Source organism: Rhizobium sp. UBA1881 (genome assembly GCF_002338015.1).
Classification (GTDB): Bacteria; Pseudomonadota; Alphaproteobacteria; order Rhizobiales; family Rhizobiaceae; genus Rhizobium.
On sequence record NZ_DDHH01000199.1, the window covers coordinates 1,400 to 24,876 of the forward strand.

The 23,477-nt window shown below is 61.9% G+C and carries 24 protein-coding genes, 1 other RNA gene, 1 pseudogene and 1 riboswitch; of the genes and pseudogenes, 9 read left to right on the forward strand and 17 right to left on the reverse strand.

Translation table 11 applies throughout. The annotated features are described in order from the left end of the window. Together B3605_RS24710 and B3605_RS24715 are read left to right on the forward strand one after the other, a co-directional pair. Window positions 1-245 (forward strand): annotated as a pseudogene (locus B3605_RS24710) (flagellar motor protein MotA); the annotation flags it as partial. A gap of 3 nt (window positions 246-248) precedes the next feature. Next, window positions 249-1,280 (forward strand): peptidoglycan -binding protein, encoded by a 1,032-nt coding sequence (locus B3605_RS24715; RefSeq protein WP_296436802.1) that lies wholly within the window; start codon window positions 249-251, stop codon window positions 1,278-1,280. A gap of 105 nt (window positions 1,281-1,385) precedes the next feature. Here B3605_RS24715 and B3605_RS24720 read toward each other — a convergent pair whose 3' ends face one another. The 3 genes from B3605_RS24720 to B3605_RS24730 all read right to left on the reverse strand — a co-directional run bounded on the left by B3605_RS24720 (window position 1,386) and on the right by B3605_RS24730 (window position 3,697). Next, window positions 1,386-1,577 carry a YegP family protein gene (locus B3605_RS24720; protein WP_112944894.1) on the reverse strand — a complete coding sequence of 64 codons (192 nt, stop codon included), beginning with the start codon at window positions 1,575-1,577 and terminating at the stop codon, window positions 1,386-1,388. 65 nt (window positions 1,578-1,642) lie between these two features. Continuing rightward, window positions 1,643-1,816: a CopG family antitoxin gene (locus B3605_RS24725; RefSeq protein WP_162725237.1), complete on the reverse strand. Its 174-nt coding sequence runs from the start codon at window positions 1,814-1,816 to the stop codon at window positions 1,643-1,645. Window positions 1,817-1,906: 90 nt separating this feature from the next. Continuing rightward, on the reverse strand, window positions 1,907-3,697 hold the full coding sequence (locus B3605_RS24730; RefSeq protein WP_112944895.1) for an ABC transporter transmembrane domain-containing protein: 1,791 nt from the start codon (window positions 3,695-3,697) through the stop codon (window positions 1,907-1,909). A 203-nt stretch (window positions 3,698-3,900) separates the two neighbouring features. On the opposite strand from B3605_RS24730, the gene rpmE reads away from it, so the two are divergent. Continuing rightward, window positions 3,901-4,122: a 50S ribosomal protein L31 gene (gene rpmE / locus B3605_RS24735; RefSeq protein WP_037182697.1), complete on the forward strand. Its 222-nt coding sequence runs from the start codon at window positions 3,901-3,903 to the stop codon at window positions 4,120-4,122. 163 nt (window positions 4,123-4,285) lie between these two features. On the opposite strand, the gene B3605_RS24740 is transcribed toward rpmE, so the two are convergent. From B3605_RS24740 to B3605_RS24750, 3 genes are all read right to left on the reverse strand, one after another. Continuing rightward, complete coding sequence (locus tag B3605_RS24740; RefSeq protein ID WP_026283232.1) at window positions 4,286-4,801, reverse strand: DUF1465 family protein; 516 nt, start codon at window positions 4,799-4,801, stop codon at window positions 4,286-4,288. Window positions 4,802-5,181: 380 nt separating this feature from the next. After that, window positions 5,182-5,373: a DUF1192 domain-containing protein gene (locus tag B3605_RS24745; RefSeq protein ID WP_018899679.1), complete on the reverse strand. Its 192-nt coding sequence runs from the start codon at window positions 5,371-5,373 to the stop codon at window positions 5,182-5,184. Window positions 5,374-5,432: 59 nt separating this feature from the next. Further along, entirely contained in the window at window positions 5,433-6,710 is a 1,278-nt protein-coding gene (locus B3605_RS24750) for an MFS transporter (protein WP_018899678.1), read from the reverse strand. A 175-nt stretch (window positions 6,711-6,885) separates the two neighbouring features. On the opposite strand from B3605_RS24750, the gene B3605_RS24755 reads away from it, so the two are divergent. Both B3605_RS24755 and B3605_RS24760 read left to right on the forward strand, forming a co-directional pair. Then, window positions 6,886-7,050: a hypothetical protein gene (locus tag B3605_RS24755; protein ID WP_183795154.1), complete on the forward strand. Its 165-nt coding sequence runs from the start codon at window positions 6,886-6,888 to the stop codon at window positions 7,048-7,050. Between the two features lie 114 nt (window positions 7,051-7,164). Then, a complete protein-coding gene (locus B3605_RS24760; RefSeq protein WP_112944896.1) occupies window positions 7,165-7,563 on the forward strand; it encodes a VOC family protein in 399 nt (132 codons plus the stop codon). A 27-nt stretch (window positions 7,564-7,590) separates the two neighbouring features. Here the strand turns inward: B3605_RS24760 and B3605_RS24765 are convergent, their stop codons facing one another. Then, entirely contained in the window at window positions 7,591-8,034 is a 444-nt protein-coding gene (locus B3605_RS24765; RefSeq protein WP_112944897.1) for a MarR family winged helix-turn-helix transcriptional regulator, read from the reverse strand. A gap of 179 nt (window positions 8,035-8,213) precedes the next feature. Here B3605_RS24765 and B3605_RS24770 point away from each other — a divergent pair, with 179 nt between their 5' ends. Continuing rightward, window positions 8,214-10,016, forward strand: coding sequence for a chloride channel protein (locus tag B3605_RS24770; protein WP_112944898.1), 1,803 nt, complete (start codon window positions 8,214-8,216; stop codon window positions 10,014-10,016). A 54-nt stretch (window positions 10,017-10,070) separates the two neighbouring features. Here B3605_RS24770 and B3605_RS24775 read toward each other — a convergent pair whose 3' ends face one another. The 9 genes from B3605_RS24775 to tkt all read right to left on the reverse strand — a co-directional run bounded on the left by B3605_RS24775 (window position 10,071) and on the right by tkt (window position 21,109). Further along, a complete protein-coding gene (locus B3605_RS24775) occupies window positions 10,071-11,429 on the reverse strand; it encodes a voltage-gated chloride channel family protein (protein WP_112944899.1) in 1,359 nt (452 codons plus the stop codon). Window positions 11,430-11,519: 90 nt separating this feature from the next. Next, window positions 11,520-11,600, reverse strand: a riboswitch (Fluoride riboswitch). A gap of 73 nt (window positions 11,601-11,673) precedes the next feature. Then, window positions 11,674-12,591, reverse strand: coding sequence for a PhzF family phenazine biosynthesis protein (locus tag B3605_RS24780; protein ID WP_112944900.1), 918 nt, complete (start codon window positions 12,589-12,591; stop codon window positions 11,674-11,676). Between the two features lie 155 nt (window positions 12,592-12,746). Beyond that, window positions 12,747-13,643: a fructose bisphosphate aldolase gene (locus B3605_RS24785; RefSeq protein ID WP_112944901.1), complete on the reverse strand. Its 897-nt coding sequence runs from the start codon at window positions 13,641-13,643 to the stop codon at window positions 12,747-12,749. 252 nt (window positions 13,644-13,895) lie between these two features. Next, complete coding sequence (locus B3605_RS24790) at window positions 13,896-15,098, reverse strand: phosphoglycerate kinase (RefSeq protein WP_112944902.1); 1,203 nt, start codon at window positions 15,096-15,098, stop codon at window positions 13,896-13,898. A 72-nt stretch (window positions 15,099-15,170) separates the two neighbouring features. Continuing rightward, the gene (locus tag B3605_RS24795; protein ID WP_112944903.1) at window positions 15,171-17,021 is read right to left on the reverse strand and encodes a potassium/proton antiporter; all 1,851 of its coding nucleotides are present in this window, start codon (window positions 17,019-17,021) and stop codon (window positions 15,171-15,173) included. A gap of 319 nt (window positions 17,022-17,340) precedes the next feature. After that, a complete protein-coding gene (locus B3605_RS24800) occupies window positions 17,341-17,655 on the reverse strand; it encodes a hypothetical protein (protein WP_112944904.1) in 315 nt (104 codons plus the stop codon). An 82-nt stretch (window positions 17,656-17,737) separates the two neighbouring features. Further along, a complete protein-coding gene (locus tag B3605_RS24805) occupies window positions 17,738-17,866 on the reverse strand; it encodes a hypothetical protein (protein WP_280637050.1) in 129 nt (42 codons plus the stop codon). A gap of 189 nt (window positions 17,867-18,055) precedes the next feature. Further along, a complete protein-coding gene (gene gap / locus B3605_RS24810) occupies window positions 18,056-19,066 on the reverse strand; it encodes a type I glyceraldehyde-3-phosphate dehydrogenase (RefSeq protein WP_112944905.1) in 1,011 nt (336 codons plus the stop codon). Window positions 19,067-19,135: 69 nt separating this feature from the next. After that, a complete protein-coding gene (gene tkt, locus B3605_RS24815) occupies window positions 19,136-21,109 on the reverse strand; it encodes a transketolase (protein ID WP_047509385.1) in 1,974 nt (657 codons plus the stop codon). Window positions 21,110-21,493: 384 nt separating this feature from the next. Here tkt and B3605_RS24820 point away from each other — a divergent pair, with 384 nt between their 5' ends. The 3 genes from B3605_RS24820 to ssrS all read left to right on the forward strand — a co-directional run bounded on the left by B3605_RS24820 (window position 21,494) and on the right by ssrS (window position 22,407). Next, on the forward strand, window positions 21,494-21,769 hold the full coding sequence (locus B3605_RS24820; RefSeq protein WP_018899664.1) for a DUF4164 domain-containing protein: 276 nt from the start codon (window positions 21,494-21,496) through the stop codon (window positions 21,767-21,769). A gap of 15 nt (window positions 21,770-21,784) precedes the next feature. Further along, window positions 21,785-22,162, forward strand: coding sequence for a cell division protein ZapA (locus tag B3605_RS24825; protein WP_018899663.1), 378 nt, complete (start codon window positions 21,785-21,787; stop codon window positions 22,160-22,162). An 86-nt stretch (window positions 22,163-22,248) separates the two neighbouring features. Then, window positions 22,249-22,407, forward strand: a non-coding RNA gene (ssrS, locus tag B3605_RS24830) — 6S RNA. A gap of 121 nt (window positions 22,408-22,528) precedes the next feature. Here ssrS and B3605_RS24835 read toward each other — a convergent pair. Continuing rightward, entirely contained in the window at window positions 22,529-23,455 is a 927-nt protein-coding gene (locus B3605_RS24835; protein ID WP_296436803.1) for a hypothetical protein, read from the reverse strand. Between the last annotated feature and the right edge of the window lie 22 nt (window positions 23,456-23,477).

Consider the following 23,477-nt stretch of genomic DNA (forward strand, 5'->3'; position numbering starts at 1 on the left):
GCGGCGGCAGCCAGCGTTCGGTCGCGGCCATGGCCAATCTCGCCGAGGGTATACAGGGGCTGGTCAAGAACATGCGCAATGAGCAGCAGATGCTGCGCGACTGGATCGAGGCGCAGCAGGACGAGGCTAAGGCCATGCGCCGCACGCTCGACCGGCTGGCCGAACGGATCGGTGCGCAGGAAAAGCACGCGGCGACCGACCGGCCGCAACGGATGCCACAGACCGAAAAGAGCGAGGGCAAGTAAGCCATGGCTTTTGCCCGCAACCGTCGCCGCGAACGCACGGTCGACTACTGGCCCGGCTTTGTCGACGCGCTGTCGACGCTTCTGATCGCGGTGATGTTCCTGCTCACGGTGTTCGTCGTCGGGCAGTTTATTCTCAGCCGCGAAATATCCGGCCGCGACGAGGTGATGAACCGGCTGAACAGCCAGATCAACGAACTGACGCAGCTGCTCGCGCTCGAAAAGGGCAGCAAGCAGGATCTCGAGGATAGTGTCGCCAACCTGCAGGCCTCGCTTGCGACCGCCGAGGGCGAGCGCTCGCGGCTGCAGTCGCTGCTTTCGGCCGGCTCCGGCGGCCAGGACGCGGCGCAGCAGCGGATCGGCTCGCTCACCAAGGAGCTCGACGAACAGAAACAGATGAGCGACCGGGCGATGAGCCAGGTCGAGTTGCTCAACCAGCAGATCGCGGCGCTGCGCAACCAGATCGCCGCCGTCGAGGTGGCGCTGCAGGCCTCCGAGCAGAAGGACCAGCAGTCGCAGACGAAGATCGCCGATCTCGGCCGCCGCCTCAACGTGGCGCTTGCCGCGCGCGTACAGGAGCTCAACCGTTACCGCTCGGACTTCTTCGGACGGCTGCGTGAGATCCTGTCTGACCGCGAGAACATACGCATCGTTGGCGACCGTTTCGTTTTCCAGTCGGAAGTGCTTTTCCCTTCCGGCGGCGCCGATCTCAATCCAGACGGCCAGACGGAGATGGCCAAGCTCGCGGCAGCGCTGCTCGACGTCGCCAAGGAAATTCCGCCGGAGATCAACTGGGTGCTCCGTGTCGATGGTCATACCGACAACGTGCCGCTCGCCGGCACCGGCCGCTTCGCCGACAACTGGCAGCTGTCTTCGGCGCGCGCGATCTCGGTGGTCAAGTTCCTGATCGCGCAGGGCGTCCCGGCCGACCGGCTGGTAGCCGCCGGCTTCGGCGAGTATCAGCCGATTGCGCCCGGCGATACGCCCGAAGCGCGGGCGACCAACCGACGTATCGAGCTGAAGCTGACCGAGAAGTGACGGGGTGAGTTGCGCTTGCGCAAGTAACGGCGCGGCATCGCAACCGTTCATGGCCCAGCAGCACAAAAGAAAAAGGCGGCGCCCTGAGGTGCCGCCTTTGATGTATCAGGCGTCAGCCGCCTTGGTGGTGTCGTCGATGACGGCGCCGGGAGAGTTTTTCTTGATGGATTCGATGGCGTTCAGCGCCGACGCCTTGGCCTTGTAGCCTTCGGAGCCGAACATCGTCTCGCCGTTCGATGCCTTGAAACGGAAACGGAACTCGCCTGCCTTGTCCTTATAAACTTCGAACTTATACATCGATTGTCTCCCGGAATCAGGATGTTGTTTAAATCTGCAAGCGCAGCCTAAAACAAAAAATCCAATTATTCCATCGGGATGTTTGGGTGGGTGTGTCCTTGAGGAGGCTGGCTTCTCTCAAACAATATGTCGCGGCCGGAGGAGAGATCGAATTCGGTCAGATCTGCATCGGCGACGAAATCCTCGGCCTGCTGGTCGGTAGAGAAGCGCGGAAGCGGCTTAGGACTTTTGCTGTTCATAGTGCCTGACCTCCCGCGCTCTGGATATGGTTCAACGCTATTGTAACGCCTTTGGGATTTCAATCCCTAGTGGAAACCTCACTCCGACCGTCACTTCACCGCCGCAAGCAGCTCCTCCGCACCCGCATCAAACTGCAGCCGGGCCAGCTTGGCGTAGATGCCGCCGTGGCGCACGAGGCTCTGGTGGGTGCCTTCCTCGACGACGCGGCCCTGATCGAGGACCAGGATGCGGTCGGCCTTGAGGACGGTTGCGAGGCGGTGGGCGATGATCAGGGTGGTGCGGCCTTCCATGAGGCCATCTAGGGCGCGCTGGACGAGGGTTTCGCTTTCAGCATCCAGCGCCGAGGTAGCTTCGTCGAGGAGCAGGATCGGGGCGTTCTTGAGGATGGCGCGGGCGATGGCGATGCGCTGGCGCTGGCCGCCCGACAGCATGATGCCGCGTTCGCCAACCGTGGTGTCGTAGCCCTCACCGAGCCGCGCGATGAACTCGTCGGCCTGGGCGGCGATGGCGGCGGCGCGGACTTCCTCGCGCGTGGCGGTCGGGCGGCCGAAGGCGATGTTGTCGTGGATGGAGGCTGCGAAGATAGTGACGTCCTGGGGGACGATGGCGATGCGCTTGCGCAGGCCGTCGGTATCGGTCTGGCGCGCATCGACGCCATCGATCATGACGGCGCCCTGCTGCGGGTCGTAGAAATGCAGCAGCAGCGAGAATATGGTGGTCTTGCCGGCGCCGGACGGGCCGACGATGGCGACAGTCTCGCCCGGCTTGACCGCGAAGCTCAGGCCATGCAGCGCCGATGTGTCGGGGCGCGAGGGGTAGGCGAAGTGGACGTCTGTGAACTCGACGCGGCCGAGGCTCGGATCGGGCAGGGCGGTCGGGTTGGCTGGCGTTACGATCGGGGAGACTTCGTCGAGCAGTTCGGTCAGGCGGTCGGCGGCGCCGGCTGCCTGCGACAGCTCGCCCCAGACTTCCGACAGTGCGCCGAGCGAGCCGGCGGCGATGACGGAATAGAGCAGAAACTGGCCGAGCGTGCCGGCAGACAGCGTGCCCTCAAGCACATTGTGCGCGCCGACCCAGAGGACGGCGACGACGCTGCCGAAGATCAACGTGATGGCGATGCCCGTGAGAAGCGAGCGCGAGCGGATGGCGGCGCGGGCGGCGGTGAAGGCGGCTTCTACGGCTGCTCCATAGCGGTTTGCTGCTGCCGTTTCGCCGCCGAAGGCCTGGACAGTGCGGGTAGCGGCGATGGTTTCGTTGGCGAAGGCGGAGGCTTCGGCCAGCGTATCCTGTGCCGCGCGCGAACGCTTGCGCACCGAGCGGCCGAAGGCGACCAGCGGGAAGACGATAAGGGGTATCGCCAACAGCACGAGGCTGGCGAGCTTCGGCGAGGTGACGACCATCATGACGATGGCGCCGAGACACAGGATCATGTTGCGCAGCGCGACCGAGGCGGTGGCGCCGACGGCGGACTTGATCTGCGTCGTATCGGCCGTCAGCCGCGAGACGATTTCGCCGGACTGGTTGACGTCGAAGAAGGAGGCGGACAACCGCGTCACATGCGCGAAGACGTCGCGGCGGAGATCGGAGACGATGCGCTCGCCAAGCGTGATGACGAAGAAGTAGCGCAGCGCGCTCGATATGGCGAGAACGACCGCCATGACCATGAGCATGACGAAGTAGCTGTTGATGAAGCGGCCGTCGGAGTGGCTGAAGCCGTGGTCGATCATGCGCCGCACGGCAAGCGGAAGCGCCAGCGAGGTGACGGCGGCGAGCGCCAGCGAGAAGAGGGCGCCGGTGACGAGGCCGCGATAACGCATGACGTAAGGCGTCAGTCTGCCGAGAGGTTTCAGCGAGCGGGACTTTTTCTTCTCGGTCTGCATTGCGTCTGTCAATTCAATCTCCAGCAGCCTTCAACACCGTGCAACACGGTCGATGGCTCTTGTTATCCTAATGGCCTTCATGTATAGGCACCGCATCCTAATGGGAAGCCGTAGCCAGTAGCGACTGCGGCTTCATTTATTCAATCGGTCCTCTTGTCGCAACGTGGTGCGTCAAATGGACGTGACATCGCAGGAAGATTGTTATGAAGGCTGAAATCCATCCCGACTACCACACCATCAAGGTAGTCATGACCGACGGCACCGAATACGAAACCCGCTCGACCTGGGGTTCTGAAGGCGCCGTGATGAACCTCGAAATCGATTCCAAGTCGCACCCGGCCTGGACGGGCGGCAATCAGCAGCTCATGGACCGCGGTGGCCGCGTTTCCAAGTTCAACAAGCGTTTCGGCGGCCTCGGCCTCTAATCGCTGCTGTTGCACTGATTTCGAAGGAGCCCTGCGAAAGCGGGGCTTTTTTGCGTCTGGGCTATGCTCTCAAGCTGAAAGCCGTTTGGCGGCTGAGGTCCAGACAACAAAAAACCGGCCGCGCAGGGAACGCAGCCGGTTTATGCAGTCTACTTTGAATGGATCAGTTGTTGCCGAATGCCGTCTGCAGCAGGCTGAGCTGGGCCTGTACGCTGTTCTGGTTATCAGGCACGATCGCTGCTTCGTTCGGGCGATAGATTTCGCGGTCGAGCAGGGCGACGCGGTTCTGCAGGCGCAGCGAGCGTTCGATCAGGTCGCGGAAGGCTTCCGGCAGGTCGCCCCAGCCCGGAGCATTGCGGTCGACGTTGAAGCCGTCGAGGCGGACCTTGTTCTTTTCGGCCAGAACCTGATCGCGCGACATTTCGCCATTGTTGACGGCGCGCTGCAGGAGGAGCCAGGAGGCCATCTGCATAAGGCGGGTGGTGAGGCGCATGGATTCTGCTGCGTAGAGAACCGATGCCATGCGCGGCAGAACCTTGGATGCGGTGCGGCCATTGCCATCCAGATAGGCGGCGGTCTCTTCGACCAGCGACATGCCCTCGGAGTACAATGTCTTAAACTGCGACGATGCGGCAGCGCGTCCTGCAAAACTGATCGTGTTCAATCCAAGCTCTGACATTTAAAGGGTCCCTGTTGCACGCATCTACTTATTGATCAGGTAACGCAGGCCGGTCCCAAAAGGTTTCACCGGTCGGCCTTAATGACTTTAAAGATGGTAGTTTTAGCCTAATAGCGCAAGGCGTTTCTTAATAAAGGGTTAACTTCCACAGTTTCGTGGTTTTCGTCCCCAGCCAATGCGAAAAAGGAGAGCCGCAAAAGCGGCTCTCAAGGTAAAACAGGGAGAAAAATCAGACCAATTCACCGCATGGGAAACTGTCTGAGATCCAGAGCAAGTCCGGATGAGCACATCAATACATTAGAAAGCTTAACGCCTCATTAAGTGTGTGCCGAATTAACACTTGCGCGGCGGCTATAAATCAAATCCGGGGTTTTGCCGGCTCAGGATTTGAAGAGGTTTTCTGCGGCCAATCTTCCCGATGCCTTGCGCGCCGCTTCCTGCTCAATGCGCGAAATCTCGGCCTTGAGCATGTCGATACGCGCGTTGAGCTCGTCCACCGACATCATCGACAGGTCCATGCCGATCTCGTGATTCGGTTTCTTCTGCGGCCGGTCGTCATCCATGAAGCTCATGTTCGGTCCTCCGTCCTCGTGTCGGCGGGCAAGCGCCCGGCGGTCTCCGCATTCCAAGTCTATCGGGTTGCCGGCTCCATCGGCGGCTCCGGCGTCTTGTTCTGCCCGCGATCGGCCAGCGTCATGCCCTCGGGCGTCATCATCTGCGATGTGGCTGTCGGGATGGTGGTGAAGGCGTCGCGGTCGCTTGCCGGAATGGCGGCGCGCGCGCGGCTGCGGATGATCGCGTAAGCGGTGATCAGCACGTGGGCGAGCGCGGTCACCAGGAACAGTGCGTGCGGGCTTGCCATCGACATGACCGGGCCGCCGATCGTCGGGCCGATGATGGTGCCGATACCGTAAAGCAGCAGCAGGCCGCCGGAGACCTTCACGAAGTCTTCCGAGGAGGCGTAGTCGTTGGCGTGGGCGACGGCGATCGGATAGAGCGTGTTGGCAACCGCGCCGTAAAGTACCACCAGCGTGATGATGAAGGCGGGCGAGGAGGGGTGGAGGACGACGAGCATCAGCCCGGCGAGGGCTGCGATCGCCGACATGGCGGCGAGCACGTAGCGGCGGTCGATGCGGTCGGAAAGGCGACCGGCCGGAAGCTGCATGACGGCGCCAGCAAAGATGGTCGAGCTCATCATGATGGCGATCGAGGTATCCGAGAGGCCGGCGCCGGCGCCGAAGACGGCGCCCAGCGTGCCATAGGCGCCGTTGGCAATGCCGACCAGGAGAATGCCGAGGCAGGAGACCGGCGAATTGCGATAGAGCGCCTTGAGATCGAGTTTCACGGCCTTCAGCGGCTGCGGCGAGGCGGCGGTCGACAGCAGCGTCGGCAGCATGGCGATGCAATAGAAGATGCCGCAGATCATGAAGAGGATGGGTGTGCGCACATCCTCGAGCGGGATCATCATCTGGCCGGCGACGACGCCGATCAAGGTGATGGCGATATAGAGCGAGAAGATCGCGCCGCGGCTCTCGTTTGTCGCGCGTTCGTTCAGCCAGCTCTCGATGATCATCGAGGTGCCGGCCGTGGCAAAGCCGGTGACGGCGCGCAAGAGCACCCACCAGACCGGATGAACGGCGATGCCGCTTACCAGCGCGATGATGGCGATGATCGAGATGAAGCCGGAGAAGGCGCGCACATGTCCGACGCGGCTGACCATCTTCGGCGCAACCAGGCAACCGATGACGAAGCCTGCTGCCCAGGAAGTGCCGAGCAGGCCGAGCGTGGTGGTCGCATAACCTTCGAGATTGCCGCGGACGGGGAGGAGGATGCCTTGCAGGCCATTGCCCATGAACAGAAAGAGCGTGCCGAACAGAAGTGCGGCGACGGATAGAAGATTTCGTTTCATTGGCCCCCCATGCAACTCAGCTTACATGCACAAAGACATATGGCAGCACACGATGCTGCCCAGTCTTTGAAATGTTGATTGTCTCCCCGAATGCCTTTACGGCGTATTTAGAGCCACTCGTCGCGCGAAATAATGTCCGTCCTGTGACATCAAGAACATATGGAAAAATAAAGACATGACGAAGCTGATCGCGCTTCTCCTGATGCTTGCGATGGTGGTGCACCTGATCAAGCCGCTCGGTCTTCCGGGCCTCAGAAAGCGCGCGGATTTCTGGAAGATCGCGCTGTTTGCCTTCGCGATATGGGCGCTTGCGCTGCTTGGGCGGGATCTGTTTGTTTAGGCGCAATTGGTTGTGGAGACGCCGGTCGCGGGAAGAGGGTGACCCCTCAGATGGTGTCAGGCTGCTGTTTCGGCTATTGTGATGGTTGCTTGGACGCTTCTTGGGGGAGAGGACATGCTTGCCCTGCATCACGTGTCGATCATCACTGATGACCTGGAGACATCTCTTCCGTTTTACCGCGATGTCTTTGGTCTTTCCGAAATCCCTCGGCCGGACTTTCCGGTGGGAGGGGCGTGGCTCGCCTGCGGCAGTCTGCAGGTCCACCTCGTCGTGCATCCCGAGGGCACCTTCCGGCAACGGCCGGTCATCGATCGCAACGACTGGCACTTCGCGTTTCGGACCGATGACTTCGAGGGCGTTCTCGAACGCCTCGCCGCCCTCGGCTTCAGCGGGGATCTGCCCGAAGGCGATCCCAAGCACATGCTGGTTTTCCGCACCGGGCTGGCCGGGTTCCCGCAGCTTTATCTTCGCGACCCTGATCTCAACATCGTCGAGATCAACGGAGCGCCTTGAGGGGCTGTCCGAGGCGTCGTCGACATCTTATGCCGACCACGGATCATCCGGCAGCGGCGTTTCCTCCTGAATGCTCTGGAGGATGCCGATCAGGCGCGGCGCCATTTCGCGGATTTCCTTGAGGTGGATGGTCGTCAGCTGGTTGAGGACGGCCTCGGCCTGGTCGGTCAGCATGAGCGTCTGGCGGCGGCGGTCGTTGGGGTCGGGGCGGCGGCTGACGTAGCCGGCTGCCTCGAGACGCCCTACCAGTTCGGTGGCGGTATGCGGCGCGATGATCAGCCGTTCTGCGAGCAGCCCGACGGTCATCGGATCGGGGGCGCGGTGTCCCTTGATGGCGAGCAGCGCCTGATGCTGCTGCGCGGGCAGGCCGGCTTCAAGCGCGGCCGAGGCGCTGAAATCCATGAAACGGCGCAGTGTGTGGCGAAGGTTCGCAAGCGCTTCGTAATCCTCCTCCGACAGATCGTCCCGCATCGCCACATCCTTCCGTCAACGCCCATGAAAGTTAGGGCGATCTCTAGCCGTTATCGCCGCCATCCGCAAAGCCCGCGGCGCGAGGTGCGCGCGTTATGAGACGCGAGGGATCGGTCTCTTGATTTGTATCGTAATACGATATATTTGAGCGCGCAGATAAACACCAGACAGGATCGACGATGCCCCCAAAATCTCTTCCTCCCGATACATCCCCCAATGCCGCCTCCCTGCTGCCGCGCCGCGCGGCGGGCGATTTCACCACCGACAGGCGCGTGTTGGCGCTGATCGCGATGGCCGTCGTCGTCGGCACCGGCGGCGCGTTTGCGGCGTGGCTGCTGGTCAGCCTGATCTCACTTGTCTCGAATGTCGTCTGGTTCGGAAAGTTCAGCCTCGTTGCCGAGAGCTTGGCGCATGCGCGTCCGTCGCTGTGGATGCTTGTCGTGCCTGTCATCGGCGGCCTGATCATCGGGCTGATGGCGCGCTTCGGCTCGGAGAAGATCAGGGGACACGGCATCCCTGAGGCCATCGAGGCCATCCTGATCGGCGGAAGCCGGATGTCGCCGAAGGTGGCGGTGCTCAAGCCGCTGTCGTCGGCGATCTCGATCGGCACCGGTGGCCCGTTCGGAGCTGAAGGGCCGATCATCATGACCGGCGGCGCGATCGGTTCGCTCTTCGCGCAATGCTTCGAGATGAGCTCGGCGGAGCGCAAGTCTCTGCTGGTGGCGGGGGCTGCCGCTGGGATGACGGCGATCTTCGGCACGCCGATCGCGGCACTTCTCCTGGCGGTCGAATTGCTGCTGTTCGAATGGAAACCGAGAAGCTTCATTCCGGTTGCCGTGGCTGCCTGCGTGTCCGCTTGCTGGCGGCCGTTTCTGTTTGGCGCCGGTCCGCTGTTTCCCGCGCATTTCGACATGAACCTGCCCTGGTGGGGGATTGCGCTCTGCGCCGGGCTCGGCATTCTCACAGGCTTCGCGTCCGGTCTTCTGACGGTGCTCCTCTACAAGGTCGAGGACCTGTTCGAGGCCTTGCCTGTTCACTGGATGTGGTGCCCGGCGATCGGCGGGTTGTTCATCGGGCTCGGCGGGCTGATCGAGCCGCGCGCGCTTGGCGTCGGCTACGATATCATAGAGGATCTGCTGCACAGCAACGTGCTTCCGGTCGCCGTCCTCACCATCCTCGCCGTGAAGGTGGCGATCTGGCTGATCGCGCTGTCATCCGGCACCTCTGGTGGCGTGCTGGCGCCGCTGCTCATCTTCGGTGGGGCGATCGGCTGGCTGGCCGGGCTGTTTCTGCCAGGCGACCAGGGCTTTTGGGCGCTGATCGGCATGGCCGCGATGATGGGCGGCACGATGCGCGCGCCGTTGACCGGAACCTTCTTCGCGGTGGAGCTGACCGGAGACCTGTCGGCGCTTCTGCCGCTCCTTGCCGCCACGGTGTCCGCCTATGCGGTGACGGTACTCGTGCTCCGGCGGTCGATCCTCACGGAAAAGATCGCTAGGCGCGGCCAGCACATCACGCGCGAATACGGTATCGATCCGTTCGAGCTGACACGCGCCCGCGACATCATGATCGTCGATGTCGACGTGCTCTCTGCCCGGCAGACCGTGGGTGAGGTGAAGACCTTCTTCGAGACGGCCGAGAAGACGCATCGCGTCTATCCCGTCGTCGACGAGCAGCGCGTGTTGCTCGGCCTGGTCTCCCGCGCCGATGTGCTGCGGTGGCATCAGCAGGACGTGGCAGATGATGCCAGCGTTGTCGACGCGACCTCGAACGCCGAGATCGCCTATGCGCTTGCGGATGATACGGTCGGGCATGTCACGGATATCATGCTGAACTCGGGTGAGGGACGCATCCCCGTCATCGATCCGCAGACGAAGCGGCTGGTCGGGCTGATCGCGCGCAAGGATCTGCTGCATCTGCGGCATTCCTTCAAGGCGAGCGAGACCGAGCGCCGACCTTATCTGTTTTCAAGTGCCGCGTAGCCGAATGCAGAACAAGTCGCCCGCCGCATTCTCGTGGCGGGCGTTTTCATTTTGTCATTTCTCGACACCTTCGACAGCCGGCACCTTCCGCTCCCTGATATGGCGGAGCGAGACGCCTGAGGGGATGGGGCTGATGGCGCGCCGCTTCGGGACGCCGAGGCGTTGGGCCAGATAGATGCTCGAATGGCCGCTGCAGAGATAGGCGAGGAAGCAGGCGACGGCGAGGTAGACGGCGTGGGTGGCGCCGAAGAGCTCGATGCCCATGATCATGCAGGCGAGCGGCGTGTTGGTGGCGCCGGCGAAGATGGCCACGAAGCCGAGCCCGGCGAAGAGATCGGACGGCGCGCCGAGGAGGGCTGCCAGCGCATTGCCGAGTGCGGCGCCGATGAAGAAGAGCGGCGTGACCTCGCCGCCCTTGAAGCCGGCACTAAGCGTGACGATGGTGAAGAGTGCCTTCCGGAGCCAACTCCAGTAGTCGACAACGCCGGGCGCAAAGAAGCCGGCGATGGTGGGATCGGCGGCGTCAGGCGACCAGACGCCGAGGCCGAGATAAGCGCGAGTGCCGAGCAGATGGACGAGGCCGATCAGGATCAGCCCGGCCAGAACGGGGCGCAGCGGGGCGTAGGGTAGGAGCTTCTTGAACAGTGCCGAGGCTGCGTGGGAGAGTTCCGCGAAGGATTTCGCCGCGAGCCCGAAGATGACGCCGGCGATGGCGACCTTTGTGAGCAGGATCGCATCGAGATGGAAGATATTGGCGGGCGCGTCGGCGAGATAGGCGATGTGGTAATGCGTGTGCTCGATGCCCCAGGCATGGCAGGCCCAGTCGCCGGTGACTGCTGCCATCAGGCAGGGGATCAGGGCTTCATATTGCATGCGGCCGATGGTCAGCACTTCGAGCGCGAAGATGGCGCCGGCGATCGGTGTGCCGAATACCGCGCCAAAGCCGGCCGCAACGCCACCCATGAGGAGGATTTTCACGTCGGCGGGCGACAGGCGGAAGAGTTTCGCCACGGCGCTGGCGATGCTGCCGCCGAGCTGCACTGCCGTGCCCTCGCGGCCGGCCGAGCCGCCGAAGAGATGGGTGGCGATGGTGGAGACGAGGATGAGCGGTGCCATGCGCAGGGGAACGCCGGCGCCGGGTTCGTGGATCTGGTCGACGATCAGGTTGTTGCCGCCCTCGGCGGACTTTCCGAATGTCTGGTAGACCAGCACCATGAGGAAGCCGGCGGCGGGCAGGCCGTAGAGCAGCCAGGGATGGTCGAAGCGGCTGATGGTCGCGAGGTCGAGTGCCCAGAGGAAGAATGCGCAGAGCGAGCCGACGACGATTGCCATCGGAACGATGACGGCGATCCACTTGCCGATATCGCGAAGCTGGCGCACGCGAATGCCGAAAATGTCGGAGAAGGCGATCATAGTGCTGCCCCTTGATGATGGGCGGTATCGCCGGCGATGTGCGATGGAACGAAGACTTCGAACATGACTCTACCCTTTCGCGCGATGGCAAATGAAGTAGGAGTCATCGGCTTCGTCGAGGAAGCGGTTCAGCCTTTTCTGGCCTCGGCAGAATCCATTACCGATAGCCAGTTTGATATCGCTTGCGCCGGATTGCTGTCAAGCGCGCGGGAGGGTCGATCCGTCGTGTTCAGGCGGGTTGCGATCAGCAGTCGATCACGCCGCGCATGACCTGGACGCAGGCGCCCGAGATCACAACGTCGGTGACCACGCCGCCAGTCTTCGTCACCTCGATGCCGATGAGGCTGCGGCGGCCCATCTCGACGCCCTGCTCGATGGTCAGCGATACCGTCATGTCGGGTTCCGGCTCCAGCGAGACGAGGTAGGCGCCGAGGGCGGCCGAGGCGCTGCCGGTCGCGGGGTCTTCCGGGACGTTGTCGAGCGGGGCGAACATGCGGGCGCGGATGTGCCAGGGCTTGTCGGCCGAGCGGACGTAGACGAAGAGCGAGAAGTCGTGGTTTCCCTCGAGCGTTGGGCCGGCCGCATCCTGGAAATAAGCGAGGTTCGGCCGGGCGCGGCCGAGCGTGTCGAGATCGGCGAGTTCTGCGACGACGAAGCTCAGGCCGACTGATGTCGTCAGTGGCTGGTGGATGCGGGTGCTGACTTTCGTGCTGTCGATCGCGATGCAGCGGGCGATGGTGTCTGCAGGGACAGTGTTGCCAGTCGATAGGGGCTTCGGCGCGCGGATCGCGGTCGAGGCGACGCGGCCCTGTTCGCGGCGCACGTCGACGGTGACCACGCCGGCCTTCTCCTCGAAGCGCATGACGGCGCCGACCGGTTGGCCGAAAATGTCGTCGAGATTGCCGAGCACATAGGCGGTGCCGACATTGGGGTGGCCGGCGAAGGGCACTTCCGTGGTCGGCGTGAAGATGCGCACGCGGGCGGTATTCTCCGGGTTTTCGGGCGGCAGAACGAAGGTCACTTCCGAATAGCCGAACTCGGCGGCGATCTTCTGCATCTGATCATCGCTCAAGCCGCGCGCATCCGTCATCACAGCCAGTGGGTTGCCTTCGAAGCGGGTGGAAGTGAAGACATCGACGGTGGTGAAGGAAACGGCGGTCATTGCGTGCTCCGATGGTTCAGGAGCGCAATCAGTAGCCATCGCCGCCGCTTGGCAGAAGGGGAATTCTTGTCGCCGTGACAATCGACCGATGACAATGCATGGCAACAAAAAACCGGCCGCCAGAGGCGACCGGTTGTGAAACTGCTGCGCGCGGATCAGGCCTTGTTGACGCTGGCGGCGTAGATCTCGTTGATCGTTTCGGCCAGGCTCGCGTCAAACTCTGCGTCGCTCATCGAAACGCGCAGGTTTTCGGTCAGTGCGCGCGAGAAGCTGGCGATCATGCCGTGGTTGTGGCTGAGCTTTTCGCAGGCGTCGGTGCGGCTGTAGCCGCCGGAGAGGGCGACGACGCGCACGACCTGCTTGTGGGCGACCAGAGGGGCGTAGAAATCGGCGACCGTCGGGATCGTCAGCTTCAACACCACCTTTTCGCTCGCCGGAAGCAGGTCGAGCTGCTTTGCGATCTCATCGCGCAGGATGGCTTCCGCCTCCTGCTTTGTCGGGCTCTTGATGGACACTTCAGGTTCGACGATCGGAACGAGGCCGCTGCCGATGATCTGGCGTGCCACTTCGAACTGCTGCTTTACGACGGCTGCAATGCCTGTCCTGTCGGCGCTTGCGATCACCGAGCGCATCTTCGTGCCGAAAATTCCCTTGTCGCGGCCGCGCGCGAGGAGCGTCTCCAACTCAGGCATCGGCTTCATGATCTGGACGCCGTTTTCTTCGGCAGCCAGGCCCTTGTCGATCTTGAGAAGCGGCACGACGCCGCGCTTTTCCCAGAGATAGGAAGGAACCGGCTGGCCATCGACGTCGCCGTCCATGGTCCGCTCGAAGAGGATCGCGGCAATGATCTTTTCGCCGGTGAAGGCGGGGGCGCTCATGATGCGGACGCGCATGGCGTGCATCAGGCGGAACATTTCCTCGTCACCCTGGTAATCACTGTCGGCAATGCCGTAGAGGCGCAACGCTGCGGGTGTCGAACCACCGCTCTGGTCCAGCGCTGCAATGAATCCTGGCGCCGAGCTGATCCTGTCCAACATCTTCGCGTCCACCATACTTCATTCCTTCTCTCAAGCCGGCGCATCGCGGCCGGATTTTGCTCTTTGTCAAAGCCGATCGGCAGTCGAATCTGCGATACCAGAAGAATTTTAAAAGGAAAATCCTGGGGTAAGCTATTGAAACGATTGAAATCATTTCAAACGTTTGAAAGTTTAAAGTTGTTTTAGTTTCAACGAAAAGACCGCGAAAGCGCTGGCTCCCGCGGTCTTCAATGAAACGGTCCAAACAGGCCAGAAGCCCGGTTTGACTTACTTGGCCTTGGTGAGGACCTCTACGCCGGGAAGCACCTTGCCTTCCATCCACTCGAGGAATGCGCCGCCCGCGGTCGAGACGTAGGTGAAGTCATCGGCAACGCCGGCATGGTTCAGCGCCGAGACGGTGTCACCGCCACCTGCGACCGAGGTGAGCTTGCCAGCCTTGGTGCGCTCTGCCGCATATTGCGCGGCGGCAACGGTTGCCTTGTCGAAGGGCTCGATCTCGAAGGCGCCGAGCGGGCCGTTCCAGACCAGCGTGTTGGCGCGCTCGATCCAGGCCTTGACGGCTTCGACCGACTTGGGGCCGACGTCGAGCATCATTGCGTCATCGGGGATGGCGTCGATGGCGACGATCTCGTTGGCGGCACCCGCCTTGAATTCACGGGCGACGACGCCGTCCTCGGGCAGAACGATCGCGCAGCCAGCGGTGGCGGCTTCGATCATGATCTGGCGGGCGGTGTCGGCGAGGTCATGCTCGCAGAGCGACTTGCCGACACTGGTGCCGCGCGCGGCGATGAAGGTGTTGGCCATGCCGCCGCCGATGACGAGGGCGTCGACCTTCTTCACGAGGTTCATGAGGAGATCGATCTTGGTCGAGACCTTGGCGCCGCCGACGATGGCAACGACGGGACGGACCGGCTGGCCGAGGCCCTTTTCCAGCGCTTCCAGTTCAGCCTGCATGGTGCGGCCGGCGTAAGCGGGGAGATGACGGGCGAGGCCTTCGGTCGAGGCATGGGCGCGGTGCGCGGCCGAAAACGCGTCGTTGACGTAGATGTCGCCATTGGCGACCAGCGCCTTGACGAAATCGGGGTCGTTCTTTTCCTCGCCCTTGTGGAAGCGGGTGTTTTCGAGAAGCAGGATGTCGCCATCCTTCATGGCGGCCACAGCGCCGGCGGCTGCTTCGCCGATCACGTCGGTTGCCGTCTGCACGGGATGGCCGAGAACGGCCTCAACCGAGGGGGCGATCAGGGTCAGCGACAGGTCCGGCGAGGGGCCATCCTTGGGGCGGCCGAAGTGCGCGAGAAGGATAACCTTGGCGCCCTTCTTGGACAGTTCCTTGATGGTCGGGGCGACACGCTCGATGCGGGTTACGTCCGTCACCTTGCCGTCCTTTACCGGGACGTTGAGGTCGACGCGCACGAGAACGCGCTTTCCGGCAATGTCGTTAAGATCGTCGAGTGTCTTGAAGGAAGGCATTGGGAAATCCGTTCGTTTATTGCCTGAAAAGATGCGGGGACCATAGCAAGGATCATCGCGGACGCAAGGCGTTCAGCGCGGGTTTTCGTCGGCTTTTCCACCCGCCGCGGCGGCTGCCGCCTCCTTGTTCTTGCGGCTCTTGAAGCGGTCATGCACGCGGTCGATGATATCGCGCATATTGATGAAGATCGGCAGCGTCACGGCCGGCTCGACGGCCTCCAGCGACATGCCGATCGCGCTGATATGATCGTGGTCGTCGAGGTCGCGGACGATGAGGATGATGGAGCCGAGGCGCACGCGGTCGGCATATTCCGCCTTGCCGCCGAGGCGCTGCTTCATGAGCTCGGCGATGGTCAGGCCCTTCTCGTTTTCGTTCAGCAGACCGGGGCCATAGGCGGCGTCGAGATCGGTCGCCGGACGGCTGGGGGAGAGGGCGAAGGCGCCGAAGAAATCGGTGTCGTCCTCCTCAACCGGCACGCGGCTTGCGAAGAGCTTGTCGAGCAGGCGCGAGTAGGAGGGGACGATGAAGAGGTAGACGAGGTCGTTCTCGCGCAGGCGGCCAGCATATTGATAGCGCATCGACTTGCCGTCGCGGATGACGAGCGAGGGTGTCGCCCAGCGCGGAATACGCTCGCCGCGCAGCACCGGGCTGTCCTTGACGACGCGATAGGAGAGGAGTTCGTGGTTGGCCGCGCCCGGCAGATCGACCTCCACCTTGTCGACGGCGCCGATGCGCGGCGGGATGATCAGGCCGAGCTTCTTGGCGACCGGCTTGATAGTCCAGCCCTGCACCAGCAGCGAGACGAGCACGATGATGAAGGCGGTGTTGAAGTAGACCTGGCCGTTTTCCAGCCCGCCAAGGATCGGCATGATGGCAAGCAGGATGGAGACGGCGCCGCGCAGGCCGACCCAGGCAACGAAGCCGATTTCCTGCTGCGTGTAGTCGAAGGGCAGCAGCGACAGCCAGATCGCCAGCGGCCGGGCGATGAAGATCAGGAAGAGCGCGAGCAGGACCGCCGGGATGGCGATCGCACCGAACTGCGACGGCGTCGCGAGCAGGCCGAGCACCAGGAACATTATGATCTGCGCCAGCCAGGTCATGCCGTCCTGAAAACGCTTGATCGAGGCATAGCCGGGCAGCTTGCGATTTCCGGCATAGATGCCGGCGACGTAGACCGCGAGGAAGCCGCTGCCGCCGACGGCGCCGGTGAACGAGAAGACCAGGAGCGCCAGCGCCAGAACGAAGATCGGCGTCAGGCCGCGATCAGTCTCCAGCCTGCCGACGATCAGCACGATCATCATGCCGCCGAGCAGGCCGAGGATGACGCCGAGACCCATCTGCTGCACGAACATGGCGAGCATGCCGATGTTGATACCGTGATAGCGCTCGCCCGATGCCAGGACCTCGACCAGCGCGATGGTCAGGAAGATTGCCATCGGGTCGTTGGTGCCGGATTCGACCTCGAGCGTCGAGCGCACCTTGTCGCGAATGTTGATGCCGCCGATGCGCAGCAGGAAGAAGACGGCGGCGGCGTCGGTGGAGGCGACGATGGAGCCGAGCAGCATGCCCTCGAGCCAGTTGAAGTTCAAAAGCCACATGGCGGCGACGGCAAACAGGGACGCCGTCATCAAGACGCCGACCGATGCCAGCGTTATCGAGGGGACGGCGGCGAGCTTGAAGGCCTGCACAGGGGTGCCGAAGCCGGAATCGAACAGGATGATCGCGAGCGCGATCGAGCCGAGGATATAGGCGAGATAATTGTTGGTGAATTCGATGCCGAGGCCGTCGCTGCCGGCAAGCAGGCCGATGCCGAGAAACAAGAGCAGCAGGGGCGCGCCGAAGCGGAAGGCGAGCAGGCTGGAGAAGGCCGCAAGAAGCACGAGCGCCGTCGATACCAGTACGACGATGTAGAATGCTTCCATGCCCGAACCCCTTTATGCAAATATCAATCGCCGCAGTGTCGCCCCCCGTCGCATGCGGCTGTCTAAAACTATGGTATCGCGTCTCCAGTTCCGGTCCGATGCCTGCCAGTAAACGGCAAAATCCGAACGAAGGGTAGACCTAAAGGGCTATCCTTGCGCTTTGCTGCATCATGCTGCTGAGCGATCCGCCTAACGGCAAATCAAATGAACGGTTGGAGAGTGATCCTGAGTAAAGTGTAGGATCAAATCAGGCGAGAGCAGGGCAGAAATCGCTGCCCTGTCCTTTTCTTGGACAATCGTCGCGTATTTCTTTTTGGCCTTAGGCCTCTTCGTCGCCGTCGTCTTCATCCGCGTCCGAAATCGGGATGAGGAAGACGACGAATTCATCGTCGATGGTGCGCGAGGGGTCGTCGTCGAACTCGTAGGCGTGCTCGACTTCGCTCGCCTCATCCGGGGTCGCCTTGCGCAGGGTGAGTGGCGCCTTGCCATCCCATACCGGCTTGCCTTCCGTCTCGAGCACCGTCAGATCCTCGCGGAAATCCTCGGCCTCGATGAAGTGCTTGGCGTCCTCGGCGTTTTCCGAACGGAAACTCGCGATGGCTTTGCCAGATATCTCGATGGTGAAGTAGTCCATTGAATTCTCTTTCGTTTCGCTGATGTCTAACAGTATGGTGTTCGTTCGCGCCACGCCAGCCCCGCAGCCGTCGTGCGTGCAATTATCGCGGTCCCATCAGTCGCGAGGAGGAGGCCAGCAGCGGCTGGCCCTTGGCGAGTTGCTTGGAGCCGCCGCCGACGACGGTCAGGCTGAGCACACCGGCGATCATGACAAGTAGGATTGCCAACATCAGGATTTTCATGGGTGGTTCGCTCGTTGTCGGCTCGGCGTCTCGTTGCGCGACCGCGTTGCAGCTTCGAGCGAATTTACCGCATCCGGCCGGATGACGGCAAGCGCGTTTGGCTGCCTTGGCACGTCTTGGCAAACGAAAAGCGGCCCGGTTTCCCGAGCCGCTCCCCTAAGTCTGGTCGCGAAGACCTTAGATGGTCTTGGCGAAGGCGACAGCCGTGTCCGACATGCGGCTGGAGAAGCCCCACTCGTTGTCGTACCAGGACAGAACGCGCACGAAGTTGCCTTCCATGACCTTGGTCTGGTCGGAGGCGAAGATCGAGGAGTGGCTGTCGTGGTTGAAGTCGCGCGAAACCAGCGGCTCGTCGGTGTAGCCGAGGATGCCCTTCAGCTTGCCGTTCGAAGCAGCCTTGATGGCTTCGTTGATCTCGGCAACCGAGGTGGCCTTCTTGGCGACGAACTTGAAGTCGACGACCGAAACGTTCGGGGTCGGAACGCGGATCGACGTGCCGTCGAGCTTGCCCTTCAGGTGCGGCAGAACCAGGCCAACGGCCTTGGCTGCACCGGTCGAGGTCGGGATCATGGACAGGGCTGCGGCGCGGGCGCGGTACAGGTCCTTGTGCATGGTGTCGAGCGTCGGCTGGTCACCGGTGTAGGAGTGGATCGTGGTCATGAAGCCATGATCGATGCCGACAGCGTCGTCGAGAACCTTGACGACCGGCACGAGGCAGTTCGTCGTGCAGGATGCGTTGGAGATGACCAGGTGGTCCTTGGTCAGCTGGTCGTGGTTGACGCCGAAGACGACGGTCAGGTCGGCACCGTCGGCAGGCGCCGAAACGATGACGCGCTTGGCGCCGGCCGTCAGGTGGGCGGCGGCCTTGTCGCGCGAGGTGAAGATGCCGGTGCATTCCATGGCGATATCGACGCCGAGTTCGCCGTGCGGCAGCTGTGCCGGGTCGCGAACAGCGGTGACCTTGATCGGCTTGCCGCCGCCGACGGTGATCGTGTCGCCTTCGACCTTCACTTCGGCCGGGAACTTGCCGTGGATCGAGTCGTAGCGCAGCAGGTGCGCGTTGGTCTCGACCGGGCCGAGGTCGTTGATGGCAACGACTTCGATGTCCGTGCGACCGGATTCGACGATGGCGCGGAGAACATTGCGGCCGATACGGCCGAAGCCGTTAATGGCAACCTTTACAGTCATGTGCTTCTCTCCCGAGAGTAGGGCTTGCGTTATGGAGTGAGGAGCGCCCTCGGGCGCTCCTTTATCAGATCAAAGCTTTGCTTCAACAGCGGCGACGACGGCTTCCGTCGTGATGCCGAACTTCTTGAAGACGTCCTTGGCGGGACCCGAAGCGCCGAAGCCCTTCATGCCGATGAAGGTGCCTTCCGGTCCGATGAAGGCATCCCAGCCTTCGCGCACGGCGGCTTCGACGGCGATCTTGATCGGCGACTTGCCGAGGATTTCGGCGCGGTAGGCATCCGGCTGCTCGAAGAACAGTTCGGTCGAGGGGACCGAGACGACGCGGACGGTAACGCCCTTTTCTTCAAGCGTCTTGCGGGCGGCAACGGCCAGCTCGACTTCGGAGCCCGAAGCGAAGATCGTCACCTTGGCGTCGGCATTGCCTGCCAGCGTGTAGGCGCCGAGTTCGCAGAGGTTCTTCTCGCTGTACTCGGTGCGAACCGTGGTGAGGTTCTGGCGGGTGAGCGCCAGGCCCGACGGACGATCCTTTGTGTTCAGCGCGATCTGCCAGCACTCGGCGGTTTCGACAGCGTCGGCCGGGCGGAACATCATGAGGTTCGGGATGGCGCGCAGCGAGGCCATCTGCTCGACCGGCTGGTGGGTCGGGCCGTCTTCGCCGACGCCGATCGAGTCGTGCGTGAGAACGTGGACGACGCGGATGCCCATCAGCGAAGCGAGGCGGATCGGAGGACGGCAATAATCCGAGAAGATCATGAAGCCGCCGCCGTAGGGGATCAGACCGCCGTGCAGCGCGATACCGTTCATGGCAGACGCCATGCCGTGCTCGCGGATGCCCCAGTGCATGTAGCGGCCGGCGAAGTCCGTCGGCGTGATCGAATGCATCTGGCTGGTCTTGGTGTTGTTCGACGGCGTCAGGTCGGCGGAGCCGCCGATCGTCTCGGGCAGGAAGCCGTTGATGACTTCAAGAGCGTCCTCGGAAGCCTTGCGGGTCGCAACCGTCGGCTTGGTCTCGGCGAGCTTCTTCTTGTAGTCGCTGATGGCGGCGTCGAAGCCCTGGGGCAGGTCGCCCGCGAAGCGGCGGGTAAATTCGGCCTTGGTCGCTGCCTTTTCGAGGCGGCCTTCCCATGCCTTGACGGCGTCAGCCGAACGGGTGCCGGCGGCGCGCCAATCGGAGAGAACGTCGTTCGGGATGACGAAGGGTGCGTATTCCCAGTTCAGCGCCTTGCGGGTGGCTGCGATTTCCTCGGCGCCGAGCGGCGAACCGTGAACCTTGTGGCTGCCCTGCTTGTTCGGGGCGCCGAAGCCGATGACGGTCTTGCAAGCGATGAAGGTCGGCTTGTCAGACTTGTGGGCTTCTTCGATGGCTGCTGCGATCGCAGCCTGGTCGTGGCCGTCGACTTCGATCGTGTGCCAGTGAACAGCCTTGAAGCGCATGATCTGGTCGGTCGAATCCGACAGCGAGACAGCGCCGTCGATGGTGATCGAGTTGTTGTCCCAGAAGAGGATGAGCTTGTTGAGCTTCAGGTGACCGGCGAGCGCGATGGCTTCATGGCTGATGCCTTCCATCAGGCAGCCGTCGCCGTTGATCACGTAGGTGTAGTGATCCTGCAGGTCGGCGCCGAATTCCTCGCGCAGCTTGCGTTCGGCGATCGCCATGCCGACGGCATTGGCAATGCCCTGGCCGAGCGGGCCGGTGGTGGTTTCGATGCCCGTGGCGTGGCCGTATTCCGGGTGGCCGGCGGTCTTGGAGCCGAGCTGGCGGAACTGCTGGAGGTCATCAACCGACATATCAGGGTAGCCGGTTAGATAAAGCAGCGAGTAGAGCAGCATCGAGCCGTGGCCGGCCGACAGCACGAAGCGGTCGCGGTCTGGCCAATGCGGCTTCAGCGGATCGAACTTCAGATACTTGGAGAACAGGACGGTGGCGACATCGGCCATACCCATCGGCATGCCCGGATGGCCGGAATTCGCCTTCTCGACTGCATCCATTGAGAGGAAACGGATCGCGTTTGCCATCCGGTCGTGTTGTTCAGGAGAAATCATCGCTATTCCGCTTGTTCCGGGGTGTCGGGGGATGGCCTCAAGCCTGCGGAGACCATCAATGAGAGCGGGTGCACAAATAGCAGTTGGAGCAGGCAAGTCAATAAATCGAAGCCCTATTAGAGAGCTCGGAATGACGATTTTTGACATTTGACCAACGATTTTAACAAAAGTTGACAGGCGTGTGACAAGGCTGCTGGTGGGGGTGTCGGCAGAGGCGCCAACGGAGCCCCGGGCAGAGTTGCCGATTTCAGTCATCCACAACTAGCTCGCCTGCCGCCTTCCAGCCTTTATTGACGGGCAGTTGGCGAGCTGCATATCCTTTTGAAAACATCGCGTCGGGCCTCATTACCGATTCGCGGGTCTTGCGCGGGGAACCGGAAAGACATGACATCCACAGGCAACAGCATCGATGCAGCGCTCCTCGAGCTCCGGCAGGCGATTTCGGCGCTCGACAGCGCCGTCGACGCCCGGATCGAGCGGCAGCGCGAGACCGGCGAGATCGAGGGCGAGGTGCGCCGCGTGCATGCCGATCGCTCCAAGCTGGCGCAGGAGCTGGACCAAGCGGAGTTCCGCGCGAACCGGCTGGAAGAGGTCAATCGCGAGGTCTCGCGTCGTCTGGTGACGGCGATGGAGACGATCCGTGCGGTTCTCGACCGCTAGCAGAGGACTTAGGACATGGCTCAGGTAACGGTAACGATCGACGGCAAGGCCTATCGCATGGCCTGTGAAGAGGGGCAGGAAGATCACCTGACCGATCTCGCCACCCGTTTCGACCGCTATGTCGGCCATCTCAAGGATCAGTTCGGCGAAATCGGCGACCTCCGCATCACCGTCATGGCCGGCATCATGATCATGGACGAGATCTCGGAACTGACGCGGCGCGTCGCCAGCCTGGAAGATGAACTCAACAGCCTGCGCAGCAACCGCGACACGGTGCTGGCCGCGACCAGCCGCACCGAAGAGAGCATCGCGGCCGCCATCGTCGAGGTCAGCAGCCAGCTGCGCGGAATTACCGACAAGCTGAACGGCCGGGCGCCGGCCGCTCTGAACTAAGCGGGTTGAACGAACGCGCTTGAATTAAATCCGGGACGCCCGCGTCAGCCTCTGGCGCACGTCATGGATCGGTCTTATATAGCAGTTGCGATCTGCGCCTCTCGACAGGAACCACAATCCCTGGGGCCATACTCGATCCAAAGGGAGCTGTCCCTGGCCAGGCCCGTGGGCTTGGACATATGGCGCCCACCTACGTTTGTAGGCACCCAGGATCGTAAACCTCCATCGGTTGCCGCGGATCGCACTCTCTATGTGGTGCTACTGCGATTGGATATCGCGAACGGCGCGCAGCTGAGTCTCTTGGTTCAAACTCCAGGTTGTAGTCATTCTGGAGAATACCTTTCGGTCACAAGAGTCTCGCATCCGTTAGATGGGGGTCGGCAAAATTCCTACGGCAATCAGACGGACAACATCCCCAGTGCGATCTCGAACGAAATAAGTTTGAAGATAAACCAAATCTTTTTTCATGTTATCGATGAGCTTTTGTCTCATTGTTGGCAATATGTCGTAAGGTATGCTGAAGCTGACGGTCTTTGATCCGTTTTCTATTTTCAGTTTTCCCCATCCATTGTCCTTGTTGAACTGAGTTATGTCACCCAGTATGGGTGTAATTGCTTCATCAACGATAGCCGTCTCGATGTCTGCAGCCATTTTTCGATCGAGAAAAAGAACCGGTCTAGTCACTCCGTGAGATGAAGATCGAACCTCAAGGGTGTCGGCGCTTTGCCGTAATGCTGTCGCCATCTCGCTTATCAGCGGGGCCGACATAGCAATTAATTTTTGGCTGCGGGCGAAATCAATCCGAGATATAGCGCTTTGATTCTCAGTAAGTCGTTGTTCGCGATGGGTTTCTGCTACACGGCGTTTAATCACATCTTGGACCGCCGGCGGTAGATCTGAAGTAAGGGTGCGGCCTGCCAGTAGCTCATCGGCCAGCTGCTCGATGGCAGCGCTTGGGACTGAGCCCAGAGCTGCAGTAGCAATGCCATCGTCACCGTTTGGGGTAGCTGCACCGTTGAGTGTCGTCTCGTCGATCTTTTCTATGATCCGCTCGCTCACGTATGCGATCAAATCAGCTAGCGATATTTTGATGAATTGATCATCAGATGAGCTCTGTCCAGGGTCCTCAACATTGATGTTGAACGATCCATCCGACTGCCTAGCAAGTTGGATATCAACGTTAGATTTGGCGCTGATTTTTTGAGAGAACCTGCCCGCCTGCCGAAATTGTGCCAACTTAACCATCAGCCGGGCCGCAGCATACTGGAAGCGCGCTGATTCATAGAAGTTCATTCTATGGGAGTCTGCTAAGGCA